The sequence below is a fragment of the Butyricimonas sp. Marseille-P2440 genome, assembly GCF_900091675.1.
Taxonomy (GTDB): domain Bacteria; phylum Bacteroidota; class Bacteroidia; order Bacteroidales; family Marinifilaceae; genus Butyricimonas; species Butyricimonas synergistica.
In genome coordinates this window covers 121,624-137,393 of sequence record NZ_LT594608.1, presented here as the reverse complement: position 1 = coordinate 137,393, position 15,770 = coordinate 121,624, and the positions used below count along the sequence as shown (strand labels likewise).

15 protein-coding genes are annotated in these 15,770 nt (G+C 43.8%); 13 read left to right on the top strand and 2 right to left on the bottom strand.

Features of this window, described 5'->3' with window-relative positions:
* The first annotated feature begins 1 nt into the window (after position 1).
* From BN8899_RS04210 to BN8899_RS04175, 8 genes are all read left to right on the top strand, one after another.
* The gene (locus BN8899_RS04210) at positions 2–7,615 is read left to right on the top strand and encodes a hypothetical protein (RefSeq protein WP_065218447.1); all 7,614 of its coding nucleotides are present in this window, start codon (positions 2–4) and stop codon (positions 7,613–7,615) included.
* A gap of 21 nt (positions 7,616–7,636) precedes the next feature.
* Positions 7,637–7,984: a hypothetical protein gene (locus BN8899_RS04205; RefSeq protein ID WP_065218446.1), complete on the top strand. Its 348-nt coding sequence runs from the start codon at positions 7,637–7,639 to the stop codon at positions 7,982–7,984.
* Between the two features lie 17 nt (positions 7,985–8,001).
* Positions 8,002–8,238 carry a hypothetical protein gene (locus BN8899_RS04200; RefSeq protein WP_065218445.1) on the top strand — a complete coding sequence of 79 codons (237 nt, stop codon included), beginning with the start codon at positions 8,002–8,004 and terminating at the stop codon, positions 8,236–8,238.
* A gap of 181 nt (positions 8,239–8,419) precedes the next feature.
* The gene (locus BN8899_RS04195; RefSeq protein WP_065218444.1) at positions 8,420–8,815 is read left to right on the top strand and encodes a hypothetical protein; all 396 of its coding nucleotides are present in this window, start codon (positions 8,420–8,422) and stop codon (positions 8,813–8,815) included.
* The gene (locus BN8899_RS04190) at positions 8,796–9,251 is read left to right on the top strand and encodes a hypothetical protein (RefSeq protein WP_065218443.1); all 456 of its coding nucleotides are present in this window, start codon (positions 8,796–8,798) and stop codon (positions 9,249–9,251) included. The genes BN8899_RS04195 and BN8899_RS04190 overlap by 20 nt, the downstream gene beginning before the upstream one ends.
* Entirely contained in the window at positions 9,248–9,784 is a 537-nt protein-coding gene (locus BN8899_RS04185; protein ID WP_065218442.1) for a hypothetical protein, read from the top strand. Before BN8899_RS04190 ends, BN8899_RS04185 begins: the two co-directional genes overlap by 4 nt.
* Positions 9,785–9,900: 116 nt before the next feature.
* Positions 9,901–10,206 (top strand): hypothetical protein, encoded by a 306-nt coding sequence (locus BN8899_RS04180; RefSeq protein WP_065218441.1) that lies wholly within the window; start codon positions 9,901–9,903, stop codon positions 10,204–10,206.
* A 53-nt stretch (positions 10,207–10,259) separates the two neighbouring features.
* Positions 10,260–11,219: a hypothetical protein gene (locus BN8899_RS04175; protein ID WP_065218440.1), complete on the top strand. Its 960-nt coding sequence runs from the start codon at positions 10,260–10,262 to the stop codon at positions 11,217–11,219.
* Between the two features lie 40 nt (positions 11,220–11,259).
* Here the strand turns inward: BN8899_RS04175 and BN8899_RS04170 are convergent, their stop codons facing one another.
* Entirely contained in the window at positions 11,260–11,898 is a 639-nt protein-coding gene (locus BN8899_RS04170; RefSeq protein ID WP_065218439.1) for an HNH endonuclease, read from the bottom strand.
* 130 nt (positions 11,899–12,028) lie between these two features.
* On the opposite strand from BN8899_RS04170, the gene BN8899_RS04165 reads away from it, so the two are divergent.
* The 5 genes from BN8899_RS04165 (at position 12,029) to BN8899_RS04140 (ending at position 14,305) form a co-directional block, all read left to right on the top strand.
* Positions 12,029–12,373, top strand: a complete 345-nt coding sequence (locus BN8899_RS04165; RefSeq protein ID WP_065218438.1) for a hypothetical protein — start codon at positions 12,029–12,031, stop codon at positions 12,371–12,373.
* A gap of 45 nt (positions 12,374–12,418) precedes the next feature.
* Positions 12,419–12,952, top strand: coding sequence for a hypothetical protein (locus BN8899_RS04160; protein WP_065218437.1), 534 nt, complete (start codon positions 12,419–12,421; stop codon positions 12,950–12,952).
* Between the two features lie 6 nt (positions 12,953–12,958).
* Positions 12,959–13,210: a hypothetical protein gene (locus BN8899_RS04155; protein ID WP_231932258.1), complete on the top strand. Its 252-nt coding sequence runs from the start codon at positions 12,959–12,961 to the stop codon at positions 13,208–13,210.
* Between the two features lie 50 nt (positions 13,211–13,260).
* A complete protein-coding gene (locus BN8899_RS04150; RefSeq protein WP_065218435.1) occupies positions 13,261–13,683 on the top strand; it encodes a DUF7841 family protein in 423 nt (140 codons plus the stop codon).
* 175 nt (positions 13,684–13,858) lie between these two features.
* The gene (locus tag BN8899_RS04140; RefSeq protein ID WP_065218433.1) at positions 13,859–14,305 is read left to right on the top strand and encodes a hypothetical protein; all 447 of its coding nucleotides are present in this window, start codon (positions 13,859–13,861) and stop codon (positions 14,303–14,305) included.
* A gap of 343 nt (positions 14,306–14,648) precedes the next feature.
* On the opposite strand, the gene BN8899_RS04135 is transcribed toward BN8899_RS04140, so the two are convergent.
* Positions 14,649–15,452, bottom strand: coding sequence for an NYN domain-containing protein (locus BN8899_RS04135; protein WP_082986864.1), 804 nt, complete (start codon positions 15,450–15,452; stop codon positions 14,649–14,651).
* Positions 15,453–15,770 lie beyond the last annotated feature (318 nt).

Sequence of the window (15,770 nt, the reverse complement as noted above, 5' to 3'; positions counted from 1 at the left end):
CATGTGGAGTGTATTTGATAAAACTGGGAATATAGTAAGGTGCATTATCGAGAGTCTTAGTTATAACGGGACTTTCATGGGGGAGAGTTATGTTACGTTTAATTTTAATAGTCCAACTCCTGTATTGTTCGAGATTGGTGATTACCTTGAATACAGGGGAGAGAGATACGTTCTTAATTACACTCCATCTGCCGTGAAGAATAGTAACCCGATGGAATCGGGTAACGCTTTCGAGTACCGGGACGTGAAGATGAACTCGCTTGCTGACGAGTTGACAAGATGTGACTTTCTGGATTACGTTTTGGCGGATAATCATGTTCATTTTTCCGGGTTATCAAGTTTCTCTTTTTACGCTTCCACGGTTAATGATCTTGCCGACCGGATACAGGCTAACCTTGACAGGATGTACTCTGGGGACAAGAAATGGACGGTAACGGTAGAAAAGGAAGTGGCGGTAAGGGATAAAAGTATCGTCGTGGATAAAAAGAATTGCTGGGAAGCTTTATCGCTAGTTAATTCGGACTTTGACGCAAATTTTATTATAAAGGGACGGACGATAAAGATAGGCACCGCCGGGATGTCTGTAGGGAAAGTTTTTGGATACGGGAAAGGAAACGGGTTGTACGATATAGAACAGAGCACTAATCAAGACGCTTTGATTATTACCAGGTTGAGAGCTTACGGTAGCCAGCGTAATTTGCCTTACAGGTATTACAACAAGTTGAAAGACTCGGAAGGTAATTTACTGATACCCGAGAGTATGTACGTGAAGAATCTGATGTTACCCGGTTTCGCGGAAAATGGAGGGGATGCCTATGTTGATTCTTCTAGTATTAGTGAGTTCGGCATAAGAGAAGGATCCGTGTTTTTTGATGGAAGCGGGGAATTGCAAGACATATATCCTTCCCTGGAGGGTGTGACGGCAGAGGATTTGAAAGAAGCTGGCAAAAACGTGAATGCCACGGGACGGATAGATGAAGTCGTTACGGCGGAACAGATGACGGATGATGGCGTTATACCGGAAGAGGGAGAAATAAAAAAGAAGACATTCACGTTGACACTGAAAGATATCGGTTTCAATCCGGTTGATCAAGAGCATCTAGTAGTGGGAGAAACGCCTAAAATAGTGATGAAAAGTGGCATGTGTGGCGGGCGTGAGTTTGAAATAACGGGATGTGAGAAAAAAAATAATAATTATATTTTAACGTGTAACAGGGAAGCGGATAGTTCCATTAATATCGTGTTCCCTAATATACCTTATCAAATATCAGCTGGAGATTATTTCGTTTTCATTGGTATATCGATGGACGAGATTTATATAAAGGCTGCCGAACAACGACTTCTCGCTGCCGCCAAGAAGTATTTGGCAGAGAATGACAAGAGCAAGTATACTTATGTCCCTAAAATCGACAATGTGTTTATGGCAAGACACCCCGAACTTCACGATTCCATAAAAGAGGGAGATATATTTGATTTCAAGGATGTAGATCTAGGTATTGATGCCAGCGTGATAATCCAGTCTTTGGTTATAAAAGAGGGAGGTTCGGTTCCGGAATATGAAATTACCTTGTTTAATGACAGGGTGGCTAGCACGATAGACAAGATACAGAATTCTATCAGCCAGATTGCCAACAACACGGGTATCACGTTAGATCAAGCTAAAAGCCTTTTTGGCACGTGGGTGGAGTCGTGGAGAGTGAAATGGTTTGATCAAGAGTTGCATACCTTCGACGATGTAAAATTCAAGAGCCTTCAATCCACCGAGTTCGAGAGTAAGATAAAGGGCTGGATAATCGATGCGTTGGGAGATGCGGAGTTCCGGGATATTCTCGGTCGAGTGATAACGATCACGGGCGGGTTGATGACGGATGATTTTATCGCCGGGATGACGGGAGCAGGTACGGGTATTGTCAACAAATCCGAGTTACACACGGATAGAGGGGTGTTTAGAAAGTACATAGAGGTGTTGGCGCTTGTTGTTTCTAAAATGTACTGGCGAGGTGGTAGGCAATGCTTATCCCCTGCCGGGATGAAGGTAAGCAAGGTCGAGGAATATGCCGATTACTGGCGTCTTTACATGGAAACGGAAGACGGTCAGACGAACGATTTCACGGTTGGTGCGCAAGCGAGATGCAATAATTACGGCAACGGGACACAGAAATACTACTGGCGTCTAGTAACGGGGATAGGAGAAAACTATGCCGACCTCTCGAAAACGGATTGCGACACCGGTTCGGGAGTTCCCGCCGTGGGTGATGACGTGGTGCAGTTCGGGCACAGGACAGATCCTTACTTGCAATGGGTAGTGATGGACTCTTCATTCCCGGACGATGCCGGAAGAACGATATACGCCGGGGTGAATAGTTACGACTTGTCCGATAAATGGGTATTGAGAATCGGAGTCGACCCGGAGGATCAAACCAGAATAGGGCTCTTCACGAGGCACGGGGAGTTTAGCGACGTGATTAACGGGATAAACAAAGACATAAAGGATAACCAGCAAGCCATTCAAGACGCCAAGGATGCCACTGACGCCATCCAATCCGTCGTGGATAACTTAACAGGAATTATCATCCCCGATATGCAAAACCAGCTTGACGGGGCTATACAGAGCTGGGACGGGGAGGTCGAACCGACTCTAAACAATTACCCGGCTAACGAGTGGTTTGATGAAGAAACAGGAAGGGACGAGAGAGCCAAGCACGTGGGAGATACTTACATCTATTACACCACGGACAGCGAGGGAAACACGGTATCCAGCAGGTACAATTTCCGTTTTGTTGATGGTGTTTACAAGTGGGAAAAGGTGGCAGACAGCGTGTCGGCGGAACTGGAGGTTAAGCTGCGGGAGTTGACAGGGACAGTAGGGAAGAAAAACTCTATTACTTATTCCAATAACGTTCCTACCCCCGCCTATAACATCGACGATTTGTGGATTAAAGAAGATGGTTCCATGTACATTTGCCGGGCACAGAAGATGGACGGGATGCAAGGTTCTGCCGCCGATTGGGAGCTGTTTAACGATACAATGCTTCGGCTTGCTAAAATGGCGGATGATGGGGTTATCTCCAAAGAAGAAAAAGCATCTCTCCGGGACACGTGGAACCAGATACAGAAGGAATTTACATCTTATCAAGCACAGGCGACGAAGTACGGAGTTTCTATAACCGCCTTACAGAATGCTTACAACACTCTTAGTACTTTTTTAACGAACACGGTTAAGTTGTCGCAGAATATAGACACATCACTGACCGTGGCGCAGAAGACAGAGTACAACCAAGACTTTGCCAATTATTACTCGGAGAGGACGGCATTCGCCAACACTATAGCACAGAAGGTGGCAGAGGAGTCGGTAGATAATCTCCAAATCGGATCAGTAAACCTTATCTCCCGCAAAATGATGCTTGCTTGGAACGAGAAGAACAAGGATATAGCGGTGTGGGGACAGGATGCGGATGGGGTGTATTTAAAATGGAATCTATCTGCCATGGCAGGTGTAGGGTTGGCGGTAGATGTCACAGCAAATATAAATAATGCACAAGATATATTTATTGGCTCTTACAAGCCAAATACACAATATGTAATAAGTATAGATTGCAAAAATAGTGAAAATAAATCGGGGGCGACATTATATGTTATATACACGGATGGGACACGTTCTGCCATTCCAATGTCAGGTTCAAACACAAAGAAAAGAGTTGATTTAATAACGGACAAGAATAAAACTATACAGAAAATAGTTTGTTACATCAATTCTTATAATAATGTTTTAGTTTACTCCCTCGGCTTATTCGAGGGCAACAAGCCATTACCCGAGATACCCGTTGCCACGGAAGACCTAACGGGGCAGAGCAATGTTAACCTGGTTGACGGGGGGGAAGAGGTGACGGTGAATGCAGGTACAAACAATACTTACTTTAAAGCATTAGTAATACCTAAATTAAAGCCTAATACGGTTTATCACTTGTCGTTCAAGGCAGAGAATTTGGTTGGAACTCCAACAGAATATAAAGCTGAAATAAGGAATGCTAATGCTAACGTTGAATATGCAGGTTTACTAAGTATTTCCGGTGGCATTCTTATAACTACTAATAACTTTACCGATGGAGAGGGTAGATTATGTCTATTCGCTGGGAAATACGGCTCCACCGCTGGCAATTCCGTGAAGTTCTCGGAAGTAATGCTCGTCGAGGGCTTCACCGCTCCTTCTTCTTACTCACCCTCTCCCGGTGACGTGGCGAAGGATATTAAGGATGTAAGCGATGCGGTTACAAACCTTAATACCACGATTACCGGGGCTTTTAAGGATGGTATTATTGACGAGGCGGAGGCGAAGGCGATAGCGTCGAATATAAACATCCTTAACGCCGAGAAAGCGGATATAGACGCTTACTATACCAAGTTGTACGCTAACGCCTATCTAATCGGAACAGCTAAAACAAATCTCGCTAGTGCCAAAACTGCTTATAACACGGCACACGCCAACTTAATATCCTCGATCAATACCGCTATCGCTGACGGGAAGGCAACGGCAGCGGAGAAAGCGGACGTGAACGCTAAATTCACCGCTTATAACACGGCGCTTTCTACTTACAAAACAAGGGTCGGGGAAGCGGACAAGGCGATACAGGACCGGATTAAAGAGTTGGCGGAACAGGATGCAACGAACAAGGTGGACGGGATACAGATAGGGGTTAGAAACTTGTTTTTGGACTCTGGGAAAGAGGTAACAAACAATTCCTATAACATAAAAAACTATTACACATCTATAGACCTCATTACTGGCGGGAAATACACGTTAGTGTTAAGAGGGACAACGACAGGAGGACAAAAATTTGGAGTTTGGTTTAATGATGGAAATGCCTTGGCTGGATATCTCCCAGTCGACATGAGTGGTGAAGTTGCTTTTATCCACATTACCGCATCAACTGTACAAGAAATTTACAAGAGAAAAATAAATATTTACAATTTTCCTTCTTCCGGTTCTTCAGCCAACCCTGCAACGATAAAATGGGCTTGTCTTTACGAGGGACATATAAAGCCACCTTTAGATTGGGTGCAAGCCCCGGAAGACATGGAGCAAGCGATTCAGGACGCTATCGCCAAAACAGTAGATGTTACCGCCCCATCGCAAGTGTTCAAGTACGGGGCAGGTTATACTGGTACGCCAACCCCGGCGAGCATCGTGTTAACGGCAATCCCGAGGAATTTTACCCCTACTTCTTACCAGTGGCAATACCTTAATGGCAGCACGTGGACGAACATAAGCGGTGCGACATCCTCGACTTATACCGTTTCCCCGGGTAATACTACATTTTTCCCTTCCGGTACGAATGTTAGGACATTCCGGTGTATCTGTAACGGGGACGAGAAGTTGTCCGATAGTTTTACGATAGCGAAGTTGGCGGATGGTGCTACCGGAGCGACGGGAGCTGCAGGGAAAGACGCCTACACGGTGTTGCTTGGCAATGAATCGCACGCCTTTGCTGGTTCCACGGCAGCGGCATTGGCTGGCTCTACTACATGTGGTGTTACTGCATACAAGGGGGCGACGCAAGTAGTTGCTACTATCGGCACGATAACTGGGTTACCAGCGGGTATGACGGCAAGTGTGGCAAGCAACGGCACCACGGCACCCGTTATTACCTTTACCGTAACAACGAGCATGAAAACTGCAAGCGGGACGGTTAAAATCCCAGTTACAGTGGATGGTAAGGTGTTTACCAAGGTGTTCTCGTACTCGATAGCGTTTAAGGGGGCAACCGGTGCGACGGGAGCCCAAGGGAAACCCGGGGGATCTATTAACGGAAAGATGCTATACAAGGACCCGGAGTTTAAGCTGGGGTTGAATGGAACCAGAACATACAATGCGCAAAATAACGGCGGTGTAGTGGAGATTCACAGGGTTCGTAAATCTACAGGGCAAACTGCTTCAAACTCGTTTGATTCGGATACCGCTTTGCATATAAAGAACGAATTAGTCGGATCGCCTTATGCTGATTCTGAATGGTGTTTATATATAAAGGCTTACGGTGGTACGACAACAAGTCATTTGGGGGGATTTTATTTCGGGCACAATTCGAGAGCTAACGCGGTATTTGTCGTGGAGGTTAGTGCTAAAATTCCGGTCGGATACACGCTTAGAAATATTCATAACGCTCATGGCGATGGATATAAACAAGAGGCATTAACGCCAATGACAGGAACCGAAAAGTTTGAAAGGTATATTTTTAAAGAAACTTGCGGTCCAACTGGTACTTTTAGTACGATTAATTTCCTTTGCCTTTCTGGTCCGGTGAAGCCATCGGGTAATCCATTAGAGTGGTTCGTGGATTATGCCACAGTTATAGACCAAACGGCGGACGGTTACGCGGACGTGGAGATCACGACGAAAGATTCTTTCGCGGCTCAACTCGGGTTTACAAATTTCGAGGCGTTAAAAGCAAACGCTGTAACCAAAGGACCACTTGTCAAGGCAGGAATGATAAACACGGCATTGCTCACGGCAGATGCCTTGATCGCGGTTGATGGTTTTATAGACAAGTTGAAAACCAATATCCTGAAAGCGAACTCGATTAGTGCCAACATGCTCGCCGTTGCCGGGTTTTCGTTTCAGGATTACAAGGTAATTGGCGGTAAAGACTTTGGTATCGGTCCGGGGGTGAAGATAACATCGACAGGCGAGGAGAGGTCATTTAAAGCTTACAAGGATGCCTCGCATTACGTGGAGATGTTCTACATAAGCGCGAGCGATTGGGGACTAAAGGGGATTGATGGGAATGTAAGTGACCCTATTTTCCAGATAGGAAGTAAAAACATGATTTCAGGATGGGTAATAACGGCATCTGGATTCCAAAGTAAAGAATTTGTTTCACCATTTGTTGATTCAGATAACGCGAAAGGTTCCAAGTTGTTCGGCGATGGTGGTATGGTAATATCTCCGGAAAGTACTGGGATTCTGCCATTGTCTAGCGGGATCGTTCAAGCGGGATTAATACGGGTATTGCGAGATAACGCAAGCATTCTTGGATTAGAAATAGTCGCTAAACACACCACGGGTAATTACTTAGCCAATGTCACGGCTCTAGAGTTGTACGCTGAAAATCCATATTGGAATAATTCAGGCAATTACGGATCCCAAACTCCAGCCCGTGCCTTGCATTCGAAAAATGGGGACATTTACGTGGAAAATGGATCGATAGAAATAGCTTCCGATTGGCACGACTTAAGAATGAGTAACTATTGTTATACAGTCGGAGGATGTGGTTATATCCCTTCGTCCGTACTATTTGTTAACACGGGGATAGTGTTAAACGCGTATCAGACCGTTGTCGTGTGTGCTAATTCTAGTAAGATAAACGTTACTCTCCCTGCTAGTGGATACATTAAGCCAGGACATGTTGTTAGAATAATTCCTTTAACGGGTTATGCTGTTGGAATAATTGGTAATGGGAATGATCGAATTTTACAAGGAGGCAGCTTTTCCCCTTGGGCTGAAATAAGCGCTACAAGTGGAGGTATTAAAGTCACTGCGGTGTGCCAATATATAGGAAAATACAATGGGACTAATTGCTGGATAGTAAGATCAGAACACACGACGGGAATAACATTCTAAAATTAAATTAATAACAATAACATGGAAACGCAAACATTAAAACTAAACATTGTAGAGAGATTAAACCTACTCGGGCTAATAAAAGTAGCCGGGAGTTCTTTTCAGGAAAGAAAAGTGCTCGATAACTTCGTGCCGAAGGTGGAATTTTCCAACGAGGAAATAGAACGAGGAGAGATACACAAGGAAGGGGAGAATACTTTTAACCCGGGGAAAGACTTCGAGAAGGATATCGAGTTAATCGGAATTGAGGCCGAAACTTTAAAGAGAGTTGTCCTTGACTTTGCCGATGAATCGAAATGTATAACAGGGCGCAACAAGAGTCTATTCTACAAGATAGATGACCTTGTTGTGGAGAAAGAAAACGTTTAATTTAAAAATTTATAATCATGGAAATTAATTACAAAACACAAGCATCTGCTAGCGATGTTATTAAAGGAGTAAACGTGCATTTATCGGCAGAGTACGATCAAAGCGCGAACCCGACGAATGTTACATTCTATTGCGAGGGAACTTTGCAGGAAGATGGAAACCCGTACGTGAACATTAACGGCACATACGACTGCGTGAACGAGATGGTGTCTAGCATTAACGGGGCAAACCTTCCGTCTAACTTCCTTCCGTAACTGGAGGTGAAAATAATGGAGTTCTACAACCAACTCGGGAATTAACCTATTGGCTCTAGCGGGGAAATATCTTCGCTAGGGCATAAAAAAAAGAGCGTTTCCCATCCCGGTACTTCGCTCTAGGCACCAAGGTTCAGAAGAACCTTTTCGCGAATGTATAACTAAATTTTAAAATAATGAAATGGAGGAGATAAAAGAAATCGTAGATCTGATTAGCAAGGTCGTGACAATAATAATTGTACCGTTGCTCGGGATATTCTTGTTTTACAATTCCAAGAGGCGGAAAGAAACTGCGGCGGCAGTAAAGGCAGAAGCGGAATACACGAGCCAGTACGCCGATGAATGGAAGGAGTTGTACGACAAGAAGGACGCCGAGGCTATAGAACTTAAAGGGAAGATAGACAAGCTTTACTCGGAAAAAAACGATGATCGCTTGCGAATACGTGAAAGCATGGAAGAGATAACACGATTGAAACTTGAAAAACAAGAGCTCGAGTTTCTGAAGTGCAATATAGCTTTGAGATGTTTTAAAAGAGTCCCACCTAATAACTTCGTGAATGAACAAGGTGACGATTAGAAACTTGATAACGTCCGTTTTGAAGGAAATAGGACTTTACTCGGACAATGCCGTGAACTTGTTAATGGGCACGGCAGCGCAAGAGAGCCGTCTAGGCAAGTACAGGAAACAAATAGGAGGAGGTCCGGCATTGGGGATATTCCAGATGGAGCCGGCAACTTTCAACGACATCGTGAATAATTATCTCCGGTATAAACCGGAACTGGCGGCAAAAATTGAACGTGCCGCTCGTGTGTCCCGTTTTAAAGCGGAGGATATAGAGAACAACGACTTGCTAGCAATTTGCATGGCACGGGTGCATTATTTACGTGTAAAGAAGGCAATACCGAGCAACCTAGAAGGATGGGCTACTTACTGGAAGCGCTATTACAACACGCCTTTAGGCAAAGGGAAGGAGGAAGAGTTTATCGCTAATTACAAAAAGTACGTGCAGTGAAAAAGTTAGAAACAAATTTTAAACCTCGTGTCGTGAATATTCCCCATTTCGAGATAATCACGAACGGACATCCCGATCCTAGCGGGGAACTTGGAGCGTATGGGAATGATGTTCTAGCCCTATATCAATCAAAATCACTGAAAGGAAGGCTGTTTTTGTTATTTTTCATGGCTCTTTTTATTGTTTCTTGCGATAGTATTAAGTACATCCCCGTTAAAACAACGGAAACGAAGACGGAATACGTGGATAGGTTTAGAGTGGACAGCATCCACGAGAAGGATAGCGTGTTCGTGCTTGTAAAGGGCGACACCGTGTACAGGGACAGGACGAAAACCGTGTACAGGGACAGATATAGCCGGGATACCATCTATGTAAGCCAACGAGATACTATCAGGGAACCTTACCCGGTTGAAGTGGTTAAAGAGAGGTATAGGGTTCCTAGATCCTTGTGGTGGCTGGTTATCTTGTTAGCCGGGTTAAGCGTGCCTTCCATTATTAAAATACTCCGGAAACTTAGGCTTATAAAAATATAAAAGAGAGAGAACCTCTCTAAAGAATTAGCACCACCCAATCCTGTTCGTAGCTTTCTCTCTCAAAGTTGAAAGTTTTACGGACAGGATTTTTATTTGTTACACTAAAAACAAGAAAAATGGAAAAAATTTTCAACAAGGTGGTAAAAATTATCTCGGAGAGAACAGGAATAGACGGCAACGATTTAATATATAGCAAGAAACAAGACCACGTCGATGCTAGAAGTATTCTTGTAAGCTTGTTGTCTAATTTAGGTTTCTCCGACACGCTAACGGCAACTTACTTGCATATTACCCGGCAAGGGGTAAACAAGTTAAAAAACACGCTAGATAACCGCAAGAAACACAGCTACATTTTAGCAACTTATTATAAACAATGTAGCAACGACATAGCAACCAATAATTTAACTAGCAACTCGTTATAAGTGAAATTTGTGATACCCGGTAATGGTGCCGGGCGATTATAAATTTTAAAAATATGAGTGAAACTAAAACTTTTGTATTCCCGAACGAAGGAGGTAGCGGAAACGGGATGCTGGGTATGCTTGCCCCGCTTCTCCAGAAAAACGGGCTTGACCCGAACTTGCTTTTAGCCATGAACAACCGTGGAAACGGTGGATTCGGTGGCGAGGGAGGCTGGTTCATGTGGGTAATTTTCTTGTTCTTCTTGTTCCCGCTCATGGGACGTGGTGGACTCTGGGGAGGAAACGGCGAGAACGGTGGATTAGGTGCCATCCCGAACCTTATCAACAATGACAACGGTAGAGAATTGCTGATGTCCGCCATCCAAGGTAACGGGCAAGCCATCAACACGCTGGCAACCAACTTGAATTGCTCGGTGGGACAAATCCAGCAAGCCATCAACGGTGTCATGTCTCAAGTTCAGCAAGTTGGCAATCAAGTCGGACAAAGCTCCATGCAGATCATCAACGCCATCCAGCAAGGGAATTGCCAGATCGCCCAACAGATCGCTTCTTGCTGCTGCGACATGAAAAACCTGGTAACTACACAAGGGTACGAGGGTCAGTTACGTACAATTCAACAGACACAAGAGATTGTACAAAACGCAACAAGCAACGCAAACGTGATCGCTGCCAAAATTGACGCCCAAACGCAAATCATTAATGACAGGTTCTGCCAGTTAGAAATGCGTGAAATGCAGACTAAACTTGACGCGGAAAGAGCTCGTAGCACGGCACTTGCAGGTCAACTTTCACAAGAACATCAAACTGCACAATTTGGGCAGATGATTGGTTCTGCTGTTGCCCCCGCGAATGCCGCACTCGCTGATTTATCGGCAAGATTAGCCAAGATCGAATGTAAAGCTCCGGAAACAGTAACAATACCTTACAGTCCGATTGTTGGTGTCCCGACTTGCGTGGCTGCTCAATACGGGATTGGGTTTAACAATCTTCCCAATGGAGGGTTATGGGGATAATGCCTAACTAGGAGCAGATAAAGAGTTCTTTGATTTATTGTCAAGAGGTTGCGTATTCATCAGCGTACATCCATTTATATCCTTTGTGTATCACCTGTCTACCAACACAACATAGATACACGTTGGAAGGGCTAAATCCATCCGACTTTACAGAAGCTAGTGATTCGTATTCTTTAACCAAAGAAGAATTTTTAAATGATAGTATTTTTCTACGATTATGAGCTATTCTTCCTTTGGCGCCACGACTTATCGCTTCTTTTGTTAAAGGGTTTCCCATGTTAATTATAGGATTACACCACCGGAGATTTTCCACCCTGTTATTGTGTTTGTTCGCATCTATATGATCAATATGTTTGTAGCCAAGAGGGTTAGGTATAAATTCCGTCGCAACAATCCTGTGAACTAAAAAGCGTCTGTTTTTTCCGTTATTTCGTAACATAACGGAAAAATACGAATCATCACCTTTTTTGTGGTGATTATGATGTTCGCAAAGACTCATAATTTTCTTGGGAAAATGTATTTCATGTGCTTTCCCGCGTCCATTGCTTATACGCTGGATACGACCATATGAGACTACACGTCCAATGTTACTGACAGCATATAATCCTTCCCAGCCTGTTACATCTCGCCATTCTTCCCCTTCAAGAGAAATGCTTTTGATAAATTCTTCGTTAGTCATCGTCAACTTTATATTTATGATGTCAACATTGAAAATAAGGGAAGAGGCGTTGACATACCTCTTGTCAATGAGTTAATTACTCTCATCTATCCCAGTGCAAATATAGTAATAATCTATTAAAACAAGTATTATGGCATTTATAAATCCTTTCATAATGGCGAACAAGAACGGGATCCCGAGGCTTGAAAGCACGGGAGTTACGGTAGGAACCGCCAACGTGCGTTTCTCGTTCCGTAATCACCCTTTCCTGTCCGCACCGTTTAGCGGTCTGATTCTTTTCAGGCTGGCCCAGCCCATCCCGGCTGGAACCACGGGAACTCTCCCGGTGGTTTTCGACACGAACGGGGCGACCCAAGAACTGACAACGATAGCGGGTGCCAACGTGACGGCCTCGGATATAACAGGAACGGGTATTTACCTGTGTTATTACGAGTCTGGAAGTAACACCTTGCAAATTTTGACAGGAGTAGTGTAAAATCAGGAGCGGGAGTTATCCCGCTTGTTAAAGAGTTAATTAATCATGTTTCAAAGTTTAAGACAACAGAATATATTTTACATCCTTCAAAAAGGCGACAATCCAAGTTTGAAGGTCGGTCAGGTGGTTTCCGTGAGTAACCCGCAACCCAAGTACGGCCAACTCGTGCCGGGTCAAGCCTTCGGGCAAAACGTGGAAACGGTGGTTGACGTGTCGGTGAAGGTCGGGGAGGAAACGATGGAGTTCAAACAGCTCCCGGCAACCTTGTCTATCGCTAATTTCGGTTCTAGCGGCGTCGTGGTATCCGAGAGCAGGGAAGCGATGAACGCCGAGGTGGAGGCAATGCTAAGAACGAGCAAGCAAGTTATCGAGAGCATTCCTTACCATGAAAGCGTTATAGCTTCTTGCGACGACATGCTAAAGGTGTTAAACCCGCAACTCGCTAAAGAGAAAGCGCAAGAGGAGAAAATCGGGGCGTTGGAACAAAAGGTTTCCGGCATGGAAGGCACACTGACGGATATAAGAGAGATGCTGTCGAAAGCTTTAAACGGTAGTAGTAACAGTAAAAAAACAAGTTAAATGGTTATGATCGAAATATCAGAGAGCAAGGTCGAGAAAATGTCCGACTACGCTGAAAAAATGGTTCGTTACGGCGGCAAGTTGATGCAATGTCTCGAGGAACTTTCCAACGGGGAAAGCATGGGCGAACGCTGGGACGATGACGAGGATTACGACGACATGGGAGAACGTGGCGGTTATAGCGGCGGCTCCGGTCGTGGTGGTTACGGTAACCGCAGGGGAGTCCGTGGAACCGGTAGGTATTCGCGTTACCGGTAGTGTTTAACCGGGAGGCGGGTTTTCTCGCCTCCTTTTAAAAAAAAATTACAATGTGTAGACCAGCTTTAGACTTGTACGACGATATGCCACGGGAGATGAAAGCTTACTTGAGAAACAACGGGTGGCATTTTAACAAGAAGGCGGTAGAATACGCTACCTCCAAAATGAAGAAAAATAACCCGGCAACGGGGAAGATGGAAAAGATAGATCCTTACACGAAGGAGCAAGTTGATGACCTGTTATCAAGGAACGGTGTTAAACTGGGAAACGCCACGGGCTTAGACTATTTGTACGCCGCCAACATGGCGAAAGCGGATTTTCTAGGTTCCTCGATAAAGGACGAGCAGCATTTAGCCTTGTACGTTAAAGACGTTATTGACGATCCCGATGCCGCCGATGGCACAACGATGAGAAGGTGGTACGCCACGATGGTGGCGGCCGGCGAACCGGTAGAATGGGACGAGATACTATGAAAGGGTTAAAGTACGTGCTTAGGATTCTCCGAGGAGAAAACCCGGAGAGTGTTATTAAATCGATGCCAGAGGATGATTTTAACAAGTTAAAGGGTTTCGCCAAAGGCATAGATAAAAGTGTCTTAAATCGAGCGCAAAGGCGTAGGTTGGAAAAACAACTAGCGAAATTGAACCGATGATAGTGCAAGACCTGTATATTGACCGTTACGACTGGCACCTTCGAGTGTTCTACGCCGTGGATTGTTATTACACTCGTGATATTATTAACGAGTTAAGAGCGATACAATGCCCGAGGAATAATCTTGAAAGAGCCTACCGGAACATGGCTTCATGCAGGTTGAACACGGGTCTTACATATTCCAATAACGCCCTGCGTGAAACGGTGATGGTTATCGGGATGTGGGAAAGTCCGGCAGAGTTCGATAATTCGTTCTCGCACGAGCTAAGACATTTCACTGACCACGTGGCTAAAGCATTCGGGTTGGAAACAGGCGGAGAGGATGTCGCTTACCTGTCCGGGGAGATACGGCGTGATTTGTTCCCGGTAAACAAGATGTTCCTGTGTACCTGTTGTAATCACGATAAAGATATAGAGAGGGAAATTTGTAAATGTAAAACTTAAAAAAACACGCGCCATGAAGAACGAGGCTAATTTTGTTTATTTAATGGACTTGCTGGACAACGAGTGTATTGCCGGAGTTGCGGCGATAATTGTAGCGGAAATGCTCAATCTCGTTTAAGAGCGGTTAGATAGTTGTTTTAAAGTGTAGCACAGTTGGCGATGTGTTAGAGGGGCGGGATGCCCCTTTATTTTTGGCATATAAAAAAGAAAGTGAATTAAAGACGGCAATCCTGATTCACTTTCTTTTAGACTATTATCTAATTGGGGAATTAGACTAAGGCTTCTCTCCTTAGGTGTATAATAGTTACATTATTATATGCAAAAGTAATAAATAAAATGCTAGTTATTTATTTCTAGGCACTTTTTTTATTGTTTTCCGCTTGATTTTACCCGAGGGTTTAGGGCTATCTGTCTTTCCATCTGTTATACTTCCTGTGCTAGAATCCGCTTTTCTACAAAATTTAGGCGACTTCATTCCGTCTATATGCTCGAACAGGGAATTATCCACATGCGCCATCATCGGGTCTAAAATAAAATCTATCCCCTCTCTTCTTGCGAGTTTTGCAGCTGGAACAAAATCAGCATCACCAGAAATAAGCACAATCCTGTCTACAAAATGTTTTAAAGACAACGAAGCTATATCGACACCTATTTTCATGTCTATGCTTTTTTGTCTTAAATCATAATAAACATCATCCTCGGACAAATCGTCAATTACAATATTTTTAGATAGGAGTTCCTTTACTTTACTTGGTCTGATTAGCCAATTACCTGAATCTTTCAGGTATCCTAATCTAAGGGCTACTTTCCTTTTCTGTTTTAAAAATTCAAATATTTGATTCCTGAAAATCGCTTCTGGCGTTTTCTCGAAAACAATACATTTTTTGGATATCGGGTTGTGAACTCTTTTTTCAAACGGGAGGCAGTCATAGAAAAAAATACGGTATAAATAATTTTCTTTTCCGACATGAGAATGAGCTAACGTGTATATATCGTCAGCAACTTCCTCTGCGGTTTTTGATTTTTCTTTATTGTAAAGAGAATTGTATCTTTTAATGAAAAATCCCCCATCTATCAATACGGCTATTTTAACTGGAATATTAAAATTTGTTGAATTGTCTGTTTTGTTCGAGTTTTTCTTTTCCATAAGCTATAAAAAACGAGGCTCTTGGGTCGGCATCCTCGTTATTAGAATCAAATTGATTTGAGATATGCGAAGCCAAGAGCGTAATTATGTCGCAAATATAAATTCCAGGATTAAATCTTGCAAGAATTCTTCTTTATTTTACGATATTTTCGTTTTATTTGTTTCAATTCTATATAAAAAAAGGGCACTCCCGAGAAGGAATGCCCCTACCGTTCGAGAGTTATCCTTGCAACACTCGACATCTAATTTCAGTTTATTGAGAAAATCGGAATTCCCGATTTTTTTACTTTCCATTTTAATAACACTTGTCCGAGATAA